General features: G+C 73.8%; 18 protein-coding genes. 9 read left to right on the forward strand and 9 right to left on the reverse strand.

Annotation, left to right across the window (positions count from 1 at the left end; genetic code table 11):
• Window positions 1-189 precede the first annotated feature (189 nt).
• Window positions 190-819, forward strand: coding sequence for a CBS domain-containing protein (locus ABTY61_RS02010; protein WP_350502936.1), 630 nt, complete (start codon window positions 190-192; stop codon window positions 817-819).
• A 147-nt stretch (window positions 820-966) separates the two neighbouring features.
• Window positions 967-1,617 (forward strand): LamG domain-containing protein, encoded by a 651-nt coding sequence (locus tag ABTY61_RS02015; RefSeq protein ID WP_350502937.1) that lies wholly within the window; start codon window positions 967-969, stop codon window positions 1,615-1,617.
• A 30-nt stretch (window positions 1,618-1,647) separates the two neighbouring features.
• Here ABTY61_RS02015 and ABTY61_RS02020 read toward each other — a convergent pair whose 3' ends face one another.
• Entirely contained in the window at window positions 1,648-2,019 is a 372-nt protein-coding gene (locus ABTY61_RS02020) for a hypothetical protein (RefSeq protein WP_350502938.1), read from the reverse strand.
• Window positions 2,020-2,231: 212 nt separating this feature from the next.
• Between ABTY61_RS02020 and ABTY61_RS02025 the strand changes: the two genes are divergently transcribed.
• The gene (locus tag ABTY61_RS02025; protein WP_350502939.1) at window positions 2,232-2,591 is read left to right on the forward strand and encodes an SHOCT domain-containing protein; all 360 of its coding nucleotides are present in this window, start codon (window positions 2,232-2,234) and stop codon (window positions 2,589-2,591) included.
• A 181-nt stretch (window positions 2,592-2,772) separates the two neighbouring features.
• On the opposite strand, the gene ABTY61_RS02030 is transcribed toward ABTY61_RS02025, so the two are convergent.
• Window positions 2,773-3,183: an organic hydroperoxide resistance protein gene (locus ABTY61_RS02030; protein ID WP_350502940.1), complete on the reverse strand. Its 411-nt coding sequence runs from the start codon at window positions 3,181-3,183 to the stop codon at window positions 2,773-2,775.
• A gap of 184 nt (window positions 3,184-3,367) precedes the next feature.
• On the opposite strand from ABTY61_RS02030, the gene ABTY61_RS02035 reads away from it, so the two are divergent.
• The 3 genes from ABTY61_RS02035 to ABTY61_RS02045 all read left to right on the forward strand — a co-directional run bounded on the left by ABTY61_RS02035 (window position 3,368) and on the right by ABTY61_RS02045 (window position 5,405).
• Window positions 3,368-3,841 carry a MarR family winged helix-turn-helix transcriptional regulator gene (locus ABTY61_RS02035; RefSeq protein ID WP_350502941.1) on the forward strand — a complete coding sequence of 158 codons (474 nt, stop codon included), beginning with the start codon at window positions 3,368-3,370 and terminating at the stop codon, window positions 3,839-3,841.
• A gap of 266 nt (window positions 3,842-4,107) precedes the next feature.
• A complete protein-coding gene (locus ABTY61_RS02040; protein ID WP_350502942.1) occupies window positions 4,108-4,677 on the forward strand; it encodes an RNA polymerase sigma factor in 570 nt (189 codons plus the stop codon).
• Window positions 4,674-5,405, forward strand: coding sequence for a hypothetical protein (locus tag ABTY61_RS02045; protein WP_350502943.1), 732 nt, complete (start codon window positions 4,674-4,676; stop codon window positions 5,403-5,405). The genes ABTY61_RS02040 and ABTY61_RS02045 overlap by 4 nt, the downstream gene beginning before the upstream one ends.
• 245 nt (window positions 5,406-5,650) lie before the next feature.
• Here ABTY61_RS02045 and argG read toward each other — a convergent pair whose 3' ends face one another.
• From argG to ABTY61_RS02060, 3 genes are all read right to left on the reverse strand, one after another.
• Window positions 5,651-7,063, reverse strand: a complete 1,413-nt coding sequence (argG, locus tag ABTY61_RS02050) for an argininosuccinate synthase (RefSeq protein ID WP_350502944.1) — start codon at window positions 7,061-7,063, stop codon at window positions 5,651-5,653.
• A gap of 381 nt (window positions 7,064-7,444) precedes the next feature.
• Complete coding sequence (locus tag ABTY61_RS02055) at window positions 7,445-8,242, reverse strand: SAM-dependent methyltransferase (RefSeq protein WP_350502945.1); 798 nt, start codon at window positions 8,240-8,242, stop codon at window positions 7,445-7,447.
• 133 nt (window positions 8,243-8,375) lie between these two features.
• Window positions 8,376-9,113 carry a rhomboid-like protein gene (locus tag ABTY61_RS02060; RefSeq protein ID WP_350502946.1) on the reverse strand — a complete coding sequence of 246 codons (738 nt, stop codon included), beginning with the start codon at window positions 9,111-9,113 and terminating at the stop codon, window positions 8,376-8,378.
• A gap of 248 nt (window positions 9,114-9,361) precedes the next feature.
• Here ABTY61_RS02060 and ABTY61_RS02065 point away from each other — a divergent pair, with 248 nt between their 5' ends.
• The gene (locus tag ABTY61_RS02065) at window positions 9,362-10,096 is read left to right on the forward strand and encodes a rhomboid-like protein (protein WP_350502947.1); all 735 of its coding nucleotides are present in this window, start codon (window positions 9,362-9,364) and stop codon (window positions 10,094-10,096) included.
• A gap of 239 nt (window positions 10,097-10,335) precedes the next feature.
• On the opposite strand, the gene ABTY61_RS02070 is transcribed toward ABTY61_RS02065, so the two are convergent.
• From ABTY61_RS02070 to ABTY61_RS02085, 4 genes are all read right to left on the reverse strand, one after another.
• Window positions 10,336-10,716, reverse strand: coding sequence for a VOC family protein (locus tag ABTY61_RS02070; RefSeq protein ID WP_350502948.1), 381 nt, complete (start codon window positions 10,714-10,716; stop codon window positions 10,336-10,338).
• A 257-nt stretch (window positions 10,717-10,973) separates the two neighbouring features.
• Window positions 10,974-12,761: a hypothetical protein gene (locus tag ABTY61_RS02075; RefSeq protein ID WP_350502949.1), complete on the reverse strand. Its 1,788-nt coding sequence runs from the start codon at window positions 12,759-12,761 to the stop codon at window positions 10,974-10,976.
• 186 nt (window positions 12,762-12,947) lie between these two features.
• On the reverse strand, window positions 12,948-13,730 hold the full coding sequence (locus tag ABTY61_RS02080; RefSeq protein ID WP_350502950.1) for a class I SAM-dependent methyltransferase: 783 nt from the start codon (window positions 13,728-13,730) through the stop codon (window positions 12,948-12,950).
• Complete coding sequence (locus ABTY61_RS02085; RefSeq protein ID WP_350502951.1) at window positions 13,727-14,272, reverse strand: hypothetical protein; 546 nt, start codon at window positions 14,270-14,272, stop codon at window positions 13,727-13,729. The genes ABTY61_RS02080 and ABTY61_RS02085 overlap by 4 nt, the downstream gene beginning before the upstream one ends.
• An 86-nt stretch (window positions 14,273-14,358) precedes the next feature.
• Here ABTY61_RS02085 and ABTY61_RS02090 point away from each other — a divergent pair, with 86 nt between their 5' ends.
• Both ABTY61_RS02090 and ABTY61_RS02095 read left to right on the forward strand, forming a co-directional pair.
• The gene (locus ABTY61_RS02090) at window positions 14,359-15,018 is read left to right on the forward strand and encodes a hypothetical protein (protein WP_350502952.1); all 660 of its coding nucleotides are present in this window, start codon (window positions 14,359-14,361) and stop codon (window positions 15,016-15,018) included.
• Between the two features lie 103 nt (window positions 15,019-15,121).
• On the forward strand, window positions 15,122-15,883 hold the full coding sequence (locus ABTY61_RS02095) for a class I SAM-dependent methyltransferase (RefSeq protein ID WP_350502953.1): 762 nt from the start codon (window positions 15,122-15,124) through the stop codon (window positions 15,881-15,883).
• The last annotated feature ends 21 nt before the right edge of the window (window positions 15,884-15,904 follow it).

Raw genomic sequence — 15,904 nt, forward strand, 5'->3', positions numbered from 1 at the left:
AGTGTCCGTTGTCGGAGGGGCATCCGTAGGTCGGGGTCGTTGGTCCCACCCGTTCGGCCCCTTGGCCCCTGGCGATTCGCGCGGCCGAGGGCCATGCTGCCGGTACCGGCCGGGACGATCCGCGCCCGATCGGACCAGCATCGTTGGACGAGGTGAACCGGCGTGCGGCATGCCACCGTCGAATCTGTGATGACCAGCCCCGTGGTCCGGATCGCGCCCGAGACCGGATTCCGGGAGATCGTCGCGCTGCTGACCGAGTACGACATCACCGGGGTCCCGGTGGTGGACCCGGACGGGCGGCCGCTCGGCCTGGTGTCGGAGGCCGACCTGCTGCGCACGCTCGCCGCGCAGGAGGACCCGGGCAGTCTGCTGCCCGCGCCGGAGTCGGCGCCGGCCGGGCCGGGCGGCGAGGTCACGGCGGCGGAGCTGATGACGACGCAGCCGGTGTGCACCACGCCCGGAACCAGCGTGGTCGCGGCGGCCCGGCAGATGAGCCGGCACGGCTTGAAGCGGCTGCCGGTGCTGGACGAGGAGGGGCGGGTCATCGGCATGGTGAGCCGCGGTGACCTGCTGCGGGTGTTCCTGCGCGAGGACCGGGTGATCCGCCGGGAGATCGTCGAGGAGGTCCTCGGCCGGATCGACGGGGTGAGCCCGGCGGAGGTCGGGGTGGAGGTCGACCAGGGGCGGGTGGTGCTCAGCGGCACCGTGCCCGAGGCGCACCTGGTGCCGATCGTGCTGAACCTCTGCCGCTCGGTGGACGGCGTGGTCTCGGTGACCGACCGGCTCCGGGCCGGGGGTGCCACCGCGTCGGTCGGCTGACCGGGCGACCCCGGCTCCGGGGCGGGCTCCCGGATGATTCGCGGAACGCGGCGATCTGCTTCGCATACTGCGGAACGTATCGGGTAACTCACTCTGTGTGCCCGGCTGTTCGGACTGCCGGGGCGCCGGAGCACTCGGGAGGCGGCCGTGGCGGTCGTGTTCGATGCCGACTTCACTTCGACCAGGCAGTGGATCGCCGGGCGCAGCAGCGCGTACCCCCGGATGGGGCCGACCAACCGGAGCGACCACAAGCTCGACTACCTGAGCCACGACTACTGCCCGGGTGGGGTGTTCAGCGCCGTGCGACGGCGCACCGGCGGGCTGTGGACGTGCAACCTGCTGACCACCGAGGGCAGTCCGGAGGGCTTCCAGGTCCGCACCGGTGACGTCCTGTCGGCGCGGGTCACGCTGCCCACCGCGCTGGGTGCCTGGCCCGCGATCTGGACCTGGCGGGACGGCGGCAACGAGGTGGACGTCTTCGAGTACCACCCGGACAACCCCGACCTGTTGGAGATCTCCAACCACGTGCGGGGCGGCTTCCGCTACTGGCACGGCGGCAGCGTCGGGGTCGCGCCCGGGGCGAGCATCGACCTGCGGGTGGTGCTCGGCGCGCACTCGGTGGACTGGTACGTCGAGGAGGAGCTGGTCTACGCGGACCTGCACGGGGTCGGGACCGGCTGGCATGCCTACCTGATCGTCAACCTGTCGGTGTCGGACGGGACGTACCACGACCGGCCGGCGTTCGGCGGGCCGGACCGGCTGAGCTGGGTCTGCCGGAGCCTGACGGTCGAACGCTGACCCGGCGGGACGCCCGGTCGCGCGGTGGGGCTACGGCGCGAAGGTGGCGGTGATCGGACCGCCCGGACCGGAGCGGTGGAACCAGACCGCGCGGCGGTGGGCGCCGATGTGCGCGGGGTCGGTGACGTAGAGGTCGTCGCGCGGGGCGCGCTCGTTGCCCGGGGCCAGGGCGGCGTCCACGGCCCGGTCGGCGAGGGTGCGGAGCAGGGCGGTGGCGGTGGCCTCGGCGGCGGTGGGGGCGATCGCGAGGGCGGCGAGCTCGGTCCAGAGCGCGGTGGAGACGTAGGCGATCGGGGAGTGGTTGAGCGCCGGGTGGGGGTGGCCGTCGGCGTTGCGGCGGAGCAGCCCGGCCGCGACGAGCTGCTCGGGGGAGCGGCGGTCGTCGGGCGGTTGGTGGCTCATGGGTGGCAACGCTACCCCGGTGCGCGGGGCGGGTTCCGCAGGAACGTTTTCTCAGGCTTTCTTCACGGCGCTTTGACCCGTCGCGGGCGCACGATGGTGGTAAGGCACTGGTCACCCCGGGCGGCGCGGCTGCTCAGGCCGTACGACGCCCCGGGGGTCACGGCGTCGATCACCTCGGCGGGCCCGCAGGGTCGGAGGAGGAGGAGGACCTGATGAGGCACTGGCATTGGCACGGCTACGGCCCCGGCCACGGGCCGGGCGGCTGGGGCATCGCCCTGATGGCGATCGTCTCGCTGCTCGTCCTGGCGGTGCTGGTGCTCCTGGCCGTCGCCCTGTTCCGTTACGTCTCCCGCTCGCGGCAGCCGATTCCGCACGGCCCGGGCGTGGCGGGGGCGGCGGGTGGCGGTCCCGGCGGACCCCACGGCTGGGGGCACGGCCCGACTCCGGAGCAGCTGCTAGCGGAGCGGTTCGCGCGCGGTGAGATCGACGCGGAGGAGTACCGGCACCGGTTGGACACGCTGCGCTCGCCGGGCGGCCCGGGGGGACCGGGCGGCGGCGGACCGGGGGAGTGACGGAGAGGCTGAGTGGCCGAGCGGGGGCACGGGGTGGCGGAGGGTTGAGACCGGGGGTTTCCGGGGCGGGGGCGGGGGAGCGGGTGAGCCCGCCGCACGCGGGGTGCGGCGGGCTCACCCGCCGGGCGGGGTCCGGGCGGACGGTTGGGCCTCGCCCGGACCCCGGCCGGGGAAGTCGGACCTACTCGACGACCAGCTCGACCGGGATGTTGCCCCGGGTGGCGCGGGAGTACGGGCAGACCTCGTGCGCCTGCTTGACCAGCAGCTCGCCGGTCTCGCCCGCGAGCGCCTCGGGCAGCTCGACCCGCAGTACGACGGCCAGGCCGAATCCGGCGCCGTCCTTTCCGATGGACACCTCGGCGGTCACCGAGACCTCGCTGGTGTCCACCCGGGCCTGCCGGCCGACCAGGCCGAGGGCGCTGGCGAAGCAGGCGGCGTAGCCGGCCGCGAACAGCTGCTCGGGGTTGGTGCCCTGGCCGCTGCCGCCGAGCGCGGGCGGCATCGCGAGGGCGAGGTCGAGCTGGCCGTCCGAGCTGACGGCGCGGCCCTCGCGGCCGTTGGCGGTGGCTGCTGCGGTGTAGAGCGCGTCCATGGTGGGTCCCTTCGTGAAGCGCGGTCCGTGGTGCGTGCGGTGCGCGGGGGGCGGGCGGAGCGGTGGTGCTCCGGCGGCCGTCCGGTCCTCGGCGGAGGACCGGCTGCCGTCTGCTCCACAAGTAGAGCACGCAATTCAGTTGGGCACAACTCAATGGCGCGACTGCGATCGGTACCATGGGGTCATGACCACGCTCCCCGGCATGGCGGACGAGGAACTGCTCCGCCTCGACCAGCAGATCTGCTTCTCGCTCAACGCCGCCTCCCGCGCCTTCGGCGGCGTCTACCGGGTCCTGCTCCGAGACCTCGGGCTCACCTATCCGCAGTACCTGGTCATGCTGGTGCTCTGGGAGGACGGCAGCCTGCCCGTCAAGCGGATCGGCGAGCGCCTGCGGCTCGACTCCGGCACCCTGTCCCCGCTGCTCAAGCGACTGGAAGCGGCCGGGCTGGTGCGCCGCGAGCGCAGCCCGGAGGACGAGCGGTCGGTGACCGTCAGCCTCACCGCCGAGGGTGCCGGGCTGCGCGAGCGGGCCGGGCAGGTGCCGCGCCGACTGCTCACGGCGACCGGGCTGCCGGTCGAGGACCTGGCCGCCTTGCGGGTGCTGCTGGAGCGGGTGACCGTCGCGCTGGACTCGGCGGAGGTCGAGCCGGCGCCGTAGGGCCGCGATGGGGCGGTGTCGCGCTTGTCAAGCCCGCGTCCGGGTCATGTGTGATCTGGGTCACGTCGAGGCCTCCGGATGGCCGGTGATGCGCCCAAACGGGCAGGTCAGCGGCGTTTTTCGAAAATGAACGGAAACGTTCCCAAATGTCCGCCCGATCCGGTCGACAACACGCGCCTCCCGGACGGTTACACCACGAGCCCCGAAACGGGCCGTCGGCGTGCCATCCGGTGGGTCGGCCAGCTGACCCAGGAAAGGGGGCGCGTGTGGACACTCCCGGGCCGGGAGGGGAGCGGGGCCTGCGGGCGGACCCGCTCGACGACCTGCCGAACGACTTCGAGGCGTTCTTCACCCGCGAGAACACCGGCTACCTCCGCTACGCCCACCAGCGCCTGCGCCACCGCGAGGACGCCCAGGACGCCGTGCAGAACGCCGGCACCACGCTCTACAAGAACTGGCGTCGCGCCCTGGCCAGTGAGGACCCGCAGGCCTTCGCCTTCAAGATCGTCAAGGACGCGGTCGTCGACGTCCTGCGCGAGCGCGGCCGCACCGAGCGCAAACGGCTGCGGGTGATCGCCCAGCGCCGCCCCGACACCAGTCAGGACGAACTGGAGGAACTCGCCGAACTGGACGCCCTGGACTGGGCGATGGACTCGCTCACGCGCGCCGCGCCGGTCCAGGCCGACGTCGTCCGGCTGCGCCAGGCGGGTACGTCGTACCACGACATCGGCCGGGCACTCGGCATCGCCCACACCACCGCCCGCACGTACTACAGCCTCGGGCGGCGCCACCTGGAGTACCTGCTGGAACACCCGGACGACGGGCAGGCGACATGAGGGTCATCGAGCTGCTGCGCGCGCACGCCGCCGAGCTGGACCGGGAGTTCCGCGACCACGACCCGGCGGCCTTCACCCGTCGGCTGGCCGAGCGACTGACCGCCGCCCGGCGGGCCGCCCCCCTCGGGCGCGAGCGCCCCGCCCGTCCGCCCGCGGTCGCCCGTCCGCCGCACGCCACGGCCACCGGGGACCACCCCCGGGCCGGGGGAGGGTCCGAACTGCGGCGCGACCTGCGCCACCTGTGCGCGGGGGTGGCGGGCGCGGCGGAGCCCGGCGAACTGGCCCTGGACCTCGAACTCGCCGAGAAGGCCGCCTTCCGCACCCTCGGCTGCCTGCTCTACGGCATGGGCCGCACGGCGGACGGGGTCTTCTGGTGGCGGATCGCCGCCCAGTACGGCGACCAGCTGGCCGTGCACTGTCTGGCCGTCCACTACGCCGCCGAGGGCGAGCGGCGCGATGCCGCGCGCTGGGCCGCCGAGGCCCAGGACCTCAGCGACCCGGGGCGGCTGCCGGACGTCGCCCCCGCGGTGCGGCCGGGCTGCGCCGCCGAGCTGGCCGAGCTGGCCCGTCTGCTGGCGGAGCGGTACGACGGGGAGATCCTGCTGACCCTGCGGGGTGCCGTGGCGCCGCTGACGGGGCCGGCGGGGCCGGCGGGGCCCGCGACGGCCGAGGCCGGGAGGCTGGGCGCACGCACGGTGCGGGGGCGGGGGGCGGGGCGGATCCGCTGAGGGCCCCGGCGGGCCGGGGTACGGGTGGGCCGGAGGGGGCGCGGGTCGGCTGAGGCCGGAGAGGGTGCTGCCGAGGTGGCCGGCGCCGGGCGGCAGCGGGCCGGCGGTGCGGTGATGTGCCCGGGGCGCGGGCGTCCGGGAACGGCAGCGTCCGGGAACGGCCGGGGGCCGCCGCACCGGTGTGGTGCGGCGGCCCCCGGCCGTTCCGGCTCGGCGCCGGTGAGTCGGTGAGTCGGTTGAGTCGGTCAGTCGGTGCCGGACTCGATGGCCGCGTGGTCCAGCGCGGTGGACTCCGCCTCGTCGCCGGTGCCCGCCGCGATCGGGGCCGCCCCGCCCGGGGTGAGCTCGCCGATCAGGCCGGTCCACGGCGCCAGCTGGCCGTGGCCCGCGTACTGCTCGAGCTTGCTGCGGGAGTCGGCGATGTCCAGGTTGCGCATGGTGAGCTGGCCGATCCGGTCGTCCGGGACGAAGGCGGCGTCGACACTGCGCTCCATCGACAGCTTCTCCGGGTGGTAGCTGAAGTTCGGGCCCTGGGTGTCGATCACCGAGTAGTCCTGGCCGCGCCGCAGCCGCAGCGTGACGCTGCCGGTGACGGCCTGGCCGACCCACTTCTGCAGGCTGTCGCGCAGCATCAGCGCCTGCGGGTCGAACCAGCGGCCCTCGTACATCAGCCGGCCGAGGCGCCGGCCCTGGGTGTGGTAGGTGGCGAGGGTGTCCTCGTTGTGGATCGCGTTCAGCAGCCGCTCGTAGGCGATGTGCAGCAGCGCCATGGCCGGGGCCTCGTAGATGCCGCGGCTCTTGGCCTCGATGATCCGGTTCTCGATCTGGTCCGACATGCCCAGACCGTGCCGCCCGCCGATCAGGTTGGCCTCGTGCACCAGGTCGACGGCGGAGCCGAACTCGCGGCCGTTGATCCGGACCGGGCGGCCGAACTCGAAGTCGACCGTGACGTCCTCGGTCGCGATCTCGACGGCCGGGTCCCAGAAGGCGACGCCCATGATCGGGGCGACGATCTCCAGCGAGGCGTCCAGGAACTCCAGCCGCTTGGCCTCGTGGGTGGCGCCCCAGATGTTGGCGTCGGTGGAGTAGGCCTTCTCGGCGGAGTCCCGGTACGGCAGGTCGCGCTCGGCCAGCCACTCGGACATCTCCTTGCGGCCGCCGAGCTGGGTGACGAAGTCCTGGTCCAGCCACGGCTTGTAGATCCGCAGGTTGGGGTTGGCGAGCAGGCCGTAGCGGTAGAACCGCTCGATGTCGTTGCCTTTGTAGGTGGAACCGTCGCCCCAGATCGAGACGCCGTCCTCCTGCATGGCCCGGACCAGCAGGGTGCCGGTCACGGCGCGGCCGAGCGGGGTGGTGTTGAAGTAGGTCTGCCCGGCGGAGCGGATGTGGAAGGCGCCGCAGGCCAGGGCGGCCAGGCCCTCCTCGACCAGCGGGGCCCGGCAGTCGATCAGGCGGGCCTGCTCGGCGCCGTACGCCCGGCCACGGGCCGGGACGTCGGCGAGGTTCGGCTCGTCGTACTGGCCGATGTCGGCCGTGTAGGCGTAGGGCACGGCACCGTGCTCGCGCATCCACGCGACCGCCACGGAGGTGTCCAACCCACCGGAGAATGCGATGCCGATCCGTTCACCGACCGGCAGCTTGCTCAAGACCTTCGACATGCTTGCACCCTTGACCCACCCGCTCGGCGCGGGCTCCTGATTTAGCGACGTGTGAGGCGATTCGGCCTGATTGATCCGATGCCCGCACTCTGGCATAGATTTGCAGAGTACCGCAAGAGCATACGAACGCGTCGGTCGGAGTGGCCGCTCGTGACGCCTGTTTCCGGCGGTTTTCCGCGTATCAACTCCGCTTCCACGGAAGGAGCTTGAGGCCTCTCGACGGGCCTCGTGGCCCGGGGGACGGGGAAAGCGCGGGGTGGGGCCCGGGGTGTGGAAGCGGCCGGGTGGGGTTTCGGGGCGGGGATTCGGGGCGGGGAAAGCGACGGGCCGGGCTCCCCGGAGGGAGTCCGGCCCCGAAACGGCGACGGGTGGGGGCGGAGGTCAGCGCTTGCGGCCGACACCCGCGTACATCCAGCGGGTGGAACCCTCGGTCGGCCCGTCCGGGCGCCAGAGCGGGACGAAGTCCACACCCGGCTCCACCGGATCCCAGTCCTCGAGGAACGCCTCCACCTCGGCCCGGCCGCGGAGGCGGATGCGCGAATCGGTGTCGTCCCAGGTCTTCACGACCTCGGCGGCCCGCTGCGGGTTGCCCTCCGCGGTGCTGTGCGACAGCAGCAGGAAGCTTCCCGGGGCGAGCCGCTGGTGGACGGCCCGGACGGCCGCCGTTGCCTGTGCGTCGTCGAGGAAGTGCAGGACGGCCACCAGCATGACGGCGACGGGCTGGGAGAGGTCTATCAGCTCGCGAAGCGACGGCCGGTCGAGCAGTTCGTCGAGATCACGCAGATCGCCGGTCAGCACGGTGGTGGACTGGTTGCGCGCGAGCAGGGCCCGACCGTGGGCGAGCACGATCGGGTCGTTGTCGATGTAGACCACCCGGGAGTCCGGGGCCAGCTCCTGCGCGACCTCGTGCACGTTCCCCTGAGCGGGCAGGCCGGAGCCGATGTCGATGAACTGGCGGATGCCGGCCTCGACGCAGTGCCGGACGGCGCGGCGGAGGAAGGCGCGGTTCTCGCGGGCGGCCTGCGGGATGTCGGGTGCGGCGGTGATCGCGTGCTCGGCCGCGACCCGGTCCGGCGGGAAGTTGTCCTTGCCGCCCAGCCAGTAGTCGTAGATCCGGGCCGGGTGGGGCCGGTGGGTCTGCAGCAGCACCGGGTCCACGAAGCCCGAAGTGTCGGTCACGTCCGCAGGGTTCGTGGCGTTGTCGAACTCGGGCATCGGGTCCCCTCCGTTTGGCCTGATCAACTGTCATCAGAAGCTGGCAGCCGGCCGGTTGATCGGTTCTGCATCGTACCCGGCTCACTTGGAAGGACGATCACCGCCCCGGGTCGGGTTCACCGCGAGGTCCACCGGCGATGACTGCGGCGGCGGCACCTTCGGCGGCGCGGGTGCGCAGCCAGGGCGAGCGGGCGGCGAGGACGCCGAGCCCCAGGGCCACCAGGTGGCCGGCGTCGGCCAGTTGCTGGTCCGCCGCCCAGGTGCCGGTCAGTGCCACGGCCAGGGCCGGCAGGCCGTACCGGCGCATCGGGCGCGGACCCAGGGCGAGCAGGCAGCCGACGGTGGCGACCAGTCCGTAGCTGATCCCCACGTCCCGCGCGCGGGAGAGCGCCCCCGGGATCCGGGCGGTCAGCATCACCCACATGGCGCCCTCGGTGAGCAGGGTGGCGCCCAGGTGGCCGAAGACGAACACCGCGCCCGCGCGGGCCGGGCCCCAGCGCCACTCGGCCAGGCCCAGGGCGACGGCGACTGCCGCGATGCCGGCCCAGGCCGGGACCCCGTCGACCACCAGGCCGCTGGTGAACATCGTCCACCACTTGCCCACCTCCATGTGGTGGACGTTGCTGCTGTTGTGCCGGACGAACCGGGCCCGCCCGGCGTGGCTCTGGGTGGCGAGCCACGAGGCGGTGACGGTCAGCAGGACGACGTAGACGGAGGTGAGGCGCAGCCGGAAGGCGGCTCCGCGGGCGGTCGACCGGAGGGCGGCCGTTCTGGACACCGGCCGCCGGGAGGTGGCGGGGTCGGTCTGCTTCGTCGTCCCGAGGCGGTCCGTCATCGTGGGTGGCGCCCTTAGCTGTGCGGTGTCCGGTGCCCGGCGGCTCCACGGGCGGCCGGAGAGCCAGCCTACGGCAGTCGGGGGCGGCCGCCCGCCGACGGTTCCCGGGGCGCTACTCCGCACGGTTCCCGGGCGGCGGCGAGGGGAAGGAGGGGCACGGTCCGGGCCGGTCACCCGAACGGGCCGTCGCGGCGGCGGGTGCGGGCCGCGCCGCGCGAGGGTGAGGGGGGACCGTCGAGGAGGAGCCGATGACCGGCAGCACCACCGGGGTGCCGCAGGCCCACCGGGGGCCCTGGTGGGCGCGCGCCGCCCGAGCGGCGTGGCGCTACGTCCGGCGCGCTCCCGGCACCTACATCTGGTTGGCGATCCTGCTGGCCACCACCCAGGTGATCCGGCACGTCGACCCCGCGACCGCCGACCGGATCCTGCAGCGGCGCTCCACCAACCTGCACCACCTCCAGGTCTCGCCGGTCCGGGTGCTGCTGACCAGCGCGCTGTGGATCGCGGGCGGCGGCTGGCTGAGCTACTTCGCGCTGTACAACGTCTTCCACGTGCCGGCCGAGCGCTGGCTGGGCACGCTGCGCTGGCTCTGCGTGGCGGTCCTGGCGCACGTCGGCGCGACCTACCTCAGCGAGGGCGTCCTCGGCTGGGCGATCCACCGCGGCCTCGCCGCGCCGAAGGCCGTCTACACGCTCGACTACGGCGTGAGCTACGCGCTCGCGGGGGTGGTCGGGGTGCTCACCTACCTGATCGTGCGGCCCTGGCGGTACCTGTACCTGGTCGGGGTGCTCGCGGTCTACGTCTACGGCGTCCACCAGAGCCGGGACTACACCAGCATCGGCCACCTCAGCGCGGCGCTGATCGGGCTCGCCTGCTACCCGATCACCCGGGACCGGCCCGGGGTCTTCGACCCGGTCGCCGCGGTGCGGGAGTCGTGGCGGCGGGCGCGCGGGTGGCTGCGCGGGTCGTCGCGTGAGCGGTGAGCGGTGAGCGGTGAGCCGCGGGCGGCGAGCGGAGCACGGGGCGCCGGGTCGTCCCGGGCATTGCGTGAATGCCAACAGTTCGAAACCGTACGGGCCTTGCCCCTTACGGCGACAGCCAGGGCGACGACAGCCAGGGCTGACGAGGTCCGCTTCGCTTTCGCTCCGGTGCCCGGCCCGCTCATGACGAGCGGGCCGGGCACCGGAGTCTCCCGCCCGTGGGCGGGCGCGGTCGGGCCGTTCTACGAACCGACGCGCTGGGCCAGGCAGAGGATGTTGCCCTCGCTGTCCTTGAACCAGGCGGCGCGCACGCCGTCGCCCTCGGCGACGCCGTTGACCGTCTTGAGGCCGGGGAAGTCGTACTCCTCGAAGGTGATGCCGCGCTCACCCAGGGCGGACATCTCGCCGTCGAGGTCGGCGACCTTGAAACTGGCGAGGGTGTGGGCGGCCTGTCCGCCGCTGGGGGTGTGGTAGATGGTGAACTGCGTCGCGCCGCACTCGCAGGTCAGCTCCTCCTCGCCCTGCTCGACGACCTTGAGGCCGAGGGTGTCGGTGTAGAAGGCCTTGGCGCGGGCGAGATCGGTGGCGGGGATGACTGCTTGCAGCGGTCCGTCTCCAAGCATGGTGTTTCGCCTCCTCTCGGTTACCAGGCTAGGGAGGCGCGGGCCTGGGCGCCCGGTGGGCGGGGCGGCGCTGCGGGCCGTGCCCGGGCGGTCACGGCGCGGGTGGGCGTGCGGGCCCGGTCGAGGGCATGCCGGGATGGCCATTTCGCCTCGTAGGCCGCCATCAGGGCCCGGATCCCGGCCGGGACCTTGCCGCGACCTGACCGGAGGCGGTCCGTGCGGCCCGGCCCGGGCTCGGGTTCGGCCGGTGGTGCGGATCAGAGCCAGGGCGCCTTGCGGCCGCAGGTCAGCGGCCACTCGGCGGCGGGGGCGTTGGCGCACCACAGCTGGTAGTCGTCCGGGCCGGCCACGCGTGCGGACAGGTCCTGGTTGAGGCCGGCGCAGGTGGCGACGGGCGAGTACCGGGGGCACTGGCCGGTGGCGTCCTTGAGCACGTGTGCGCGCCAGGCGTCCAGACCCATGTCCTGGACACCCGGATCGGTGCTCGGCATGTACCGGTTGGCCGACCAGGAGCCCGCCATGGCGGTGAACAGCGCGATCGCGCAGACGCCGCCCGCGAGCACCCTGCGGAGCGTCAGGAAGCCGGGCTCGGCGGGTGCGCGGCCGGCGGTCGGGGTGCCCGGCCCGGGCTGCGCACCGTCCCCGGATCGGGCGCCCGCGCCGGTCCGTGCGCCGCTGGCGGCCCGCCGGACGACCAGCATCAGTCCGAGCACCGCGAGGACGATCAGGCAGTACATGATGATCCAGGTCGTCCGCGGGTAGAGCTGTACGGCCTGGGTGCGCTCCATCCGGGAGGCGAACCAGAACCGCAGCAGCCAGGAACTGACCAGGACGGCGGCGGCCGTCTGCACCAGGACGCGGCCCGCGCCGAGGCCGATCGCGAGCGCCGCCGCGCCGAGGACGAGCAGGGTGAAGGTGCTCTGCCCGGCCAACTCGCCACTCAGCGGCCAGTTGTGGTACGTCTGGGTGCCCGCCCGGTCGGAGACCCAGCCCATCACGTAGGCGGGATCGGCGTAGACCGTGATCATCGCGTAGCGGTCCTTGGTCGTCGCACCGAGCCGGACCATCTGGTAGAGCAGCGGCGAGCCGACCACCGCGGCGCTCAGCACGGTCACGCCCGCGAAGAGCAGCGCCCGCCGCAGGCCCGCCCCGCCCTTCCGCCAGGGCAGCAGGAACCCCGTCAGCACGAGCACACCGGGCGCGGCCCAGACGAACCAGCCGGAGTACCAGAGGAAGATCACGCCCATCGCGGAGCCGAAGGCGGCCGCCCGCAGCACGGCGGAGCGGGCCGACACCTCGTGGGCCCGGCGCAGCTCGCGCAGGCAGGCGGCCAGCAGCGGCAGCATGACCAGCATGGCGCCGTGGCTGTAGGGGCGGATGGGGTCGATGAACAGGACCGCGGAGGGCACCGCGACGAGCAGGGCCCAGAAGGGAGGGAGCAGCAGCCGCCAGGCGAGGTAGGTCAGCGGGCCGGCGACGGCGGTGCACAGCAGTTGGAGGTCCTTCATGGCGAACGCGACGCCGGCGATGCCGCCGTGGGCGCCGTGGAACAGTTCGCCCCAGACCACCAACGCGGCCGGGAACAGCGGGGGGTAGACGCCGGGCAGGCCTTTGCCGCGGATCATGTCGTCGGCCATGCCCAGCACGTTGCCGGGGTCGCCCTCCTGGCCGCCGAGGCCCCACGGGGTGCCGTTCAGCGCCACGGCGATGCCGCCCGCCACCAGGCCGGTGCCCAGCCCCGCGAGCACCGCGCAGCCGAGCCGGAGCACCAGCCGGTAGCGCTCGGCGTGGGCCCGGGGGGCCAGGTGGAGCAGCAGGGCGAGGACGGGCAGGGCGACGGCCGCCATGTGCAGTTGGAGTCCGGCGAGGCCGCTCACCTGCCCGATGCGCACCAGCGGGTTCACATCGATGCTGCGGGCCCAGAGCAGGAAGCCGACGGCGGTGCCGAGGCCGAGGAGGGCCTCGGCGAACGGGGCGGAGCGTTGCTGTCGTCGATCCGGATCGGACGGCTTCGCGGGCGAGGTGGTGCACTGCCCAGGGCTCACTTCGGGGATTCGAACGGCCGGTGGCGCGGCGGCGGTCGGACAAGTGGTCGCGTCAGACATGTAGTGCAGAACGACGGGGGCTCCGTCGCGTCACGCGGCGTTCCTGCATTGGAGTGCCGGGCTGCCGGGCTGCCGGGCACTTGGGCCCCGGCGGCACTCCGCCGCCGGTCGGTCAGGCCCGGTCGGTCAGGGTGCCCGGGCGATCAGTACGGGCTGGAAGAAGCCGGTGTCGGCGGGCTGCACCCAGTCGGCGCCGGTGAGGCCGGCCTCGGCTGCGAAGGCGCTCAACTCGGCTCGGGTGAGCGCCCAGTAGCTGGAGCGGCGGACCGCGACCTGCCACTGCCCGGTTGCGTCCGGCAGCAGCCGGAAGAGCTCCAGGTCGTAGCGCTCGCCGTCCGCGTGCCACTGCCAGAGCTGGAAGACCACCGAGCGCCGGCCGTCCGACTCGGTGGTCTGCGGCGGAGTGGAGGCCGGGCGGTCACGGCGCAGTTCGTCGTACGGGCGGGTGGAGAGCAGCATCAGCCCGCCCGGACGCAGCACCCGGCGCATCTCGCCCAGCGCGGCGCGGACGTCCTCGGCCATGAGCAGGTGGGGGAGCGCGTTGTCGGCGCACACCACGACGTCGAACCGGCCGTCCGGAAAGGGCAGTTCGCGCATGTCGGCGGCCGCCGTGGGGAGCCGGAGCCCGCGCGCGGCGGCCTCCGCGACGGCCCGGGCGGCGGAGACCGGGCTGAGGTCGGTGCCGGTCACCCGGTGGCCGAGCGCCGCCAGGCCGATGGCCTGGGTGCCGATGCCGCAGGCGCAGTCCAGCACTTCGGCCGGTCCCGCGCCCAGCCGGTCCCGGATCAGGGCGTCCAGGGCGGCGCCCTGGCGGGCGAGCGCGGCGTCCCAGTCGGGGTAGAGCAGGTGGTAGTCCTCGGCGAAGTCGTCGTAGAAGCGGCCGAGGTCGGACTGCGGGGTCGTGGTCATGGCGTCGGGGTCTCCACGGGCGGCGGCTGGCAGGAGTAACGGGCGTAGTAGGCGTTGAAGTGGGCGAGGTGGTAGGTGGTGCCACCGTGGACCAGTTCCATCGGCGGCGGATCGGACACCATGGCTCCGATCGGGTCGGGTCCGTCGGTCCGTACCTCCAGCCGGTGGCTGTTGTGGAACGCCGCGTACGCCTCGGCCCGCTCCGGTTCCCACAGTCCGCCGTCGTGCTCGAAGCCGGGCTCCGGGTGGGCCAGGGCGCGCAGCAGGGCGGGGCTGTGCACCGGGCGGACCCGGAAGTTCTCCAGGTGGCGGAGCCTGGTGACCAGCGTGACGTAGCGGCGCCCGTCGCCGCGATGGCGGCCGACCACCACCGCGTTGCCCCGGTAGTGCCAGCGGTGCGGCGCGATCCACAGCTTGGCGCCCGGGCCGAAGTGCTTGAGGCCCCGGCGGATCTCCAGCCCGCCCTCGCCGTGTGCCGTCTCCCGGGAGACGTTGGCGACGACGCCGTATCCGAGCGGCTCGCCGCCCTGTCCGTTGGTCATGGCGGCTATCCTCGCGCAGACGTGACGACCCGGAGTAGCGGTTATCCGGGCCGCGGTCATGGAACCTGTGGCGAGAGGGGCGGGCCGTGGAACGGCTGTCGGACGAGGACGGGCTGGACGGGCTGCGGCCGCTGCTGGAGGCCGGGGACGCGGTGCTCGGCTACGAGCCGGACGGCGCCTGGCCCGGCCCGGGCCTCGGTGACCGCTGCTGGGTGCTGCACACCCTGCGGGTGGACGGCCGGCCGATGCGCTGGGCCGAGGCGCTCGCGGGCACCGGGCGGCGGCTCGCCGACTGGCCGTTCACCTTGTCGCACCTGGTGTTCGACGACCGGGTCGTGCTCCCGGGCGAGGTCGACTACCCGCTGATCGGGGTGCCGGACCGCGACTGCCTCGCGCGGCTGGTGGAGGTGCTGGCCCGACACAGCGCGGACGGTCCGGCGACCGACTGCCGCTTCGCCTCGGCTTCGATCGAGGACCTGTCGCGACCGGTGACGGCCCACCGCGGCCGGCTGGACGAGGTGCTCGCCCACTACGACGCCCGGCCGCCGGAGTACGCCCAGTTCCCGGCGCACTGGTGGCCCGCCGACCGCTCCTGGTTCGTCCTCACCGACTGGGACCTCAGTGCCACCGAGGTCTTCGGCCCGCCCGCGCTGATCGCCGCCCTGATCGCCGACACCGGGCTGGAGGCCGTCCGCCACCCGAGCATCGCAGCGGTCGAGGGCGGCAGGCCCCGGTGGCCGGAGTAATCGCCGCCGGGGGTCCGGAGGTGCGGGTCGGGTGGGTGCGGAGGTACCCGGCCGGCCCCGAATCCACTGGCAGCGCGGTGGCGTGGCCGGGATGATGCGACGCATGCGCACCTTCGAAGAGCTGATCGCCGAGGCGGAGTCGGTCTCCGTGGACGGCTGGGACTTCTCCTGGCTGGACGGCCGGGCGACCGAGGAACGCCCCTCCTGGGGCTACCAGCGGCTGTTGGCCGGGCGGCTGGCGTCGGCGTCGGCGGCACTGGACGTCCAGACCGGTGGCGGGGAGGTGTTGGCCGGCGCGCTGCGTGAGGGAGCCCGCCCGCCCGTGCTGGCCGCCACCGAGTCCTGGCCGCCCAACCTGGCCCGGGCCACCCGGCTGCTGCACCCGCTGGGCGTGGTGGTGGTCGCGGACCCGGACGAGCCGCCGCTGCCGTTCGCCGACGGGGCCTTCGACCTGGTCAGCAGCCGGCACCCGGTCAAGGCCTGGTGGTCGGAGATCGCCCGGGTGCTGCGGCCCGGCGGCGCTTACTTCGCCCAGCACGTCGGCCCGGCCTCGGTCTTCGAGCTGGTCGAGTACTTCCTCGGGCCGCAGCCCGAGGCGCGCGAGGGCCGCCGCCCCGAGGCGGAGGGCGCCGAGGCGCGGGCGGCCGGGCTGGAGGTGGTGGACCTGCGCTCCGAGCGGCTGCGGATGGAGTTCCGCGACATCGGCGCGGTGGTGTACTTCCTGCGGAAGGTGGTCTGGATGGTTCCGGGCTTCAGCGTCGCGGCCCACCTGGACCGGCTGCACGAGCTGGACGCCCGGATCCGGGCGGAGGGGCCGTTCGTCGCCCATTCGGCGCGCTTCCTGATCGAGGCGCGCAAGCCGTAGCGGCCCGCTGGGAGCGGGAGC

The organism is Kitasatospora sp. NPDC096128, from assembly GCF_040303105.1.
GTDB lineage: Bacteria > Actinomycetota > Actinomycetes > Streptomycetales > Streptomycetaceae > Kitasatospora.

What these genes read in the sequence shown, in the direction of transcription:
- ABTY61_RS02095 (WP_350502953.1), top strand. Translation starts at nt 15,122, where the DNA reads ATGCGCACCTTCGAAGAGCTGATCGCCGAGGCGGAGTCGGTCTCCGTG.
- argG (WP_350502944.1), bottom strand. Translation starts at nt 7,063, where the DNA reads ATGTCGAAGGTCTTGAGCAAGCTGCCGGTCGGTGAACGGATCGGCATC.
- ABTY61_RS02085 (WP_350502951.1), bottom strand. Translation starts at nt 14,272, where the DNA reads ATGACCAACGGACAGGGCGGCGAGCCGCTCGGATACGGCGTCGTCGCC.
- ABTY61_RS02030 (WP_350502940.1), bottom strand. Translation starts at nt 3,183, where the DNA reads ATGGACGCGCTCTACACCGCAGCAGCCACCGCCAACGGCCGCGAGGGC.
- ABTY61_RS02065 (WP_350502947.1), top strand. Translation starts at nt 9,362, where the DNA reads ATGACCGGCAGCACCACCGGGGTGCCGCAGGCCCACCGGGGGCCCTGG.
- ABTY61_RS02060 (WP_350502946.1), bottom strand. Translation starts at nt 9,113, where the DNA reads ATGACGGACCGCCTCGGGACGACGAAGCAGACCGACCCCGCCACCTCC.
- ABTY61_RS02045 (WP_350502943.1), top strand. Translation starts at nt 4,674, where the DNA reads ATGAGGGTCATCGAGCTGCTGCGCGCGCACGCCGCCGAGCTGGACCGG.
- ABTY61_RS02025 (WP_350502939.1), top strand. Translation starts at nt 2,232, where the DNA reads ATGAGGCACTGGCATTGGCACGGCTACGGCCCCGGCCACGGGCCGGGC.
- ABTY61_RS02035 (WP_350502941.1), top strand. Translation starts at nt 3,368, where the DNA reads ATGACCACGCTCCCCGGCATGGCGGACGAGGAACTGCTCCGCCTCGAC.
- ABTY61_RS02010 (WP_350502936.1), top strand. Translation starts at nt 190, where the DNA reads ATGACCAGCCCCGTGGTCCGGATCGCGCCCGAGACCGGATTCCGGGAG.
- ABTY61_RS02070 (WP_350502948.1), bottom strand. Translation starts at nt 10,716, where the DNA reads ATGCTTGGAGACGGACCGCTGCAAGCAGTCATCCCCGCCACCGATCTC.
- ABTY61_RS02080 (WP_350502950.1), bottom strand. Translation starts at nt 13,730, where the DNA reads ATGACCACGACCCCGCAGTCCGACCTCGGCCGCTTCTACGACGACTTC.
- ABTY61_RS02020 (WP_350502938.1), bottom strand. Translation starts at nt 2,019, where the DNA reads ATGAGCCACCAACCGCCCGACGACCGCCGCTCCCCCGAGCAGCTCGTC.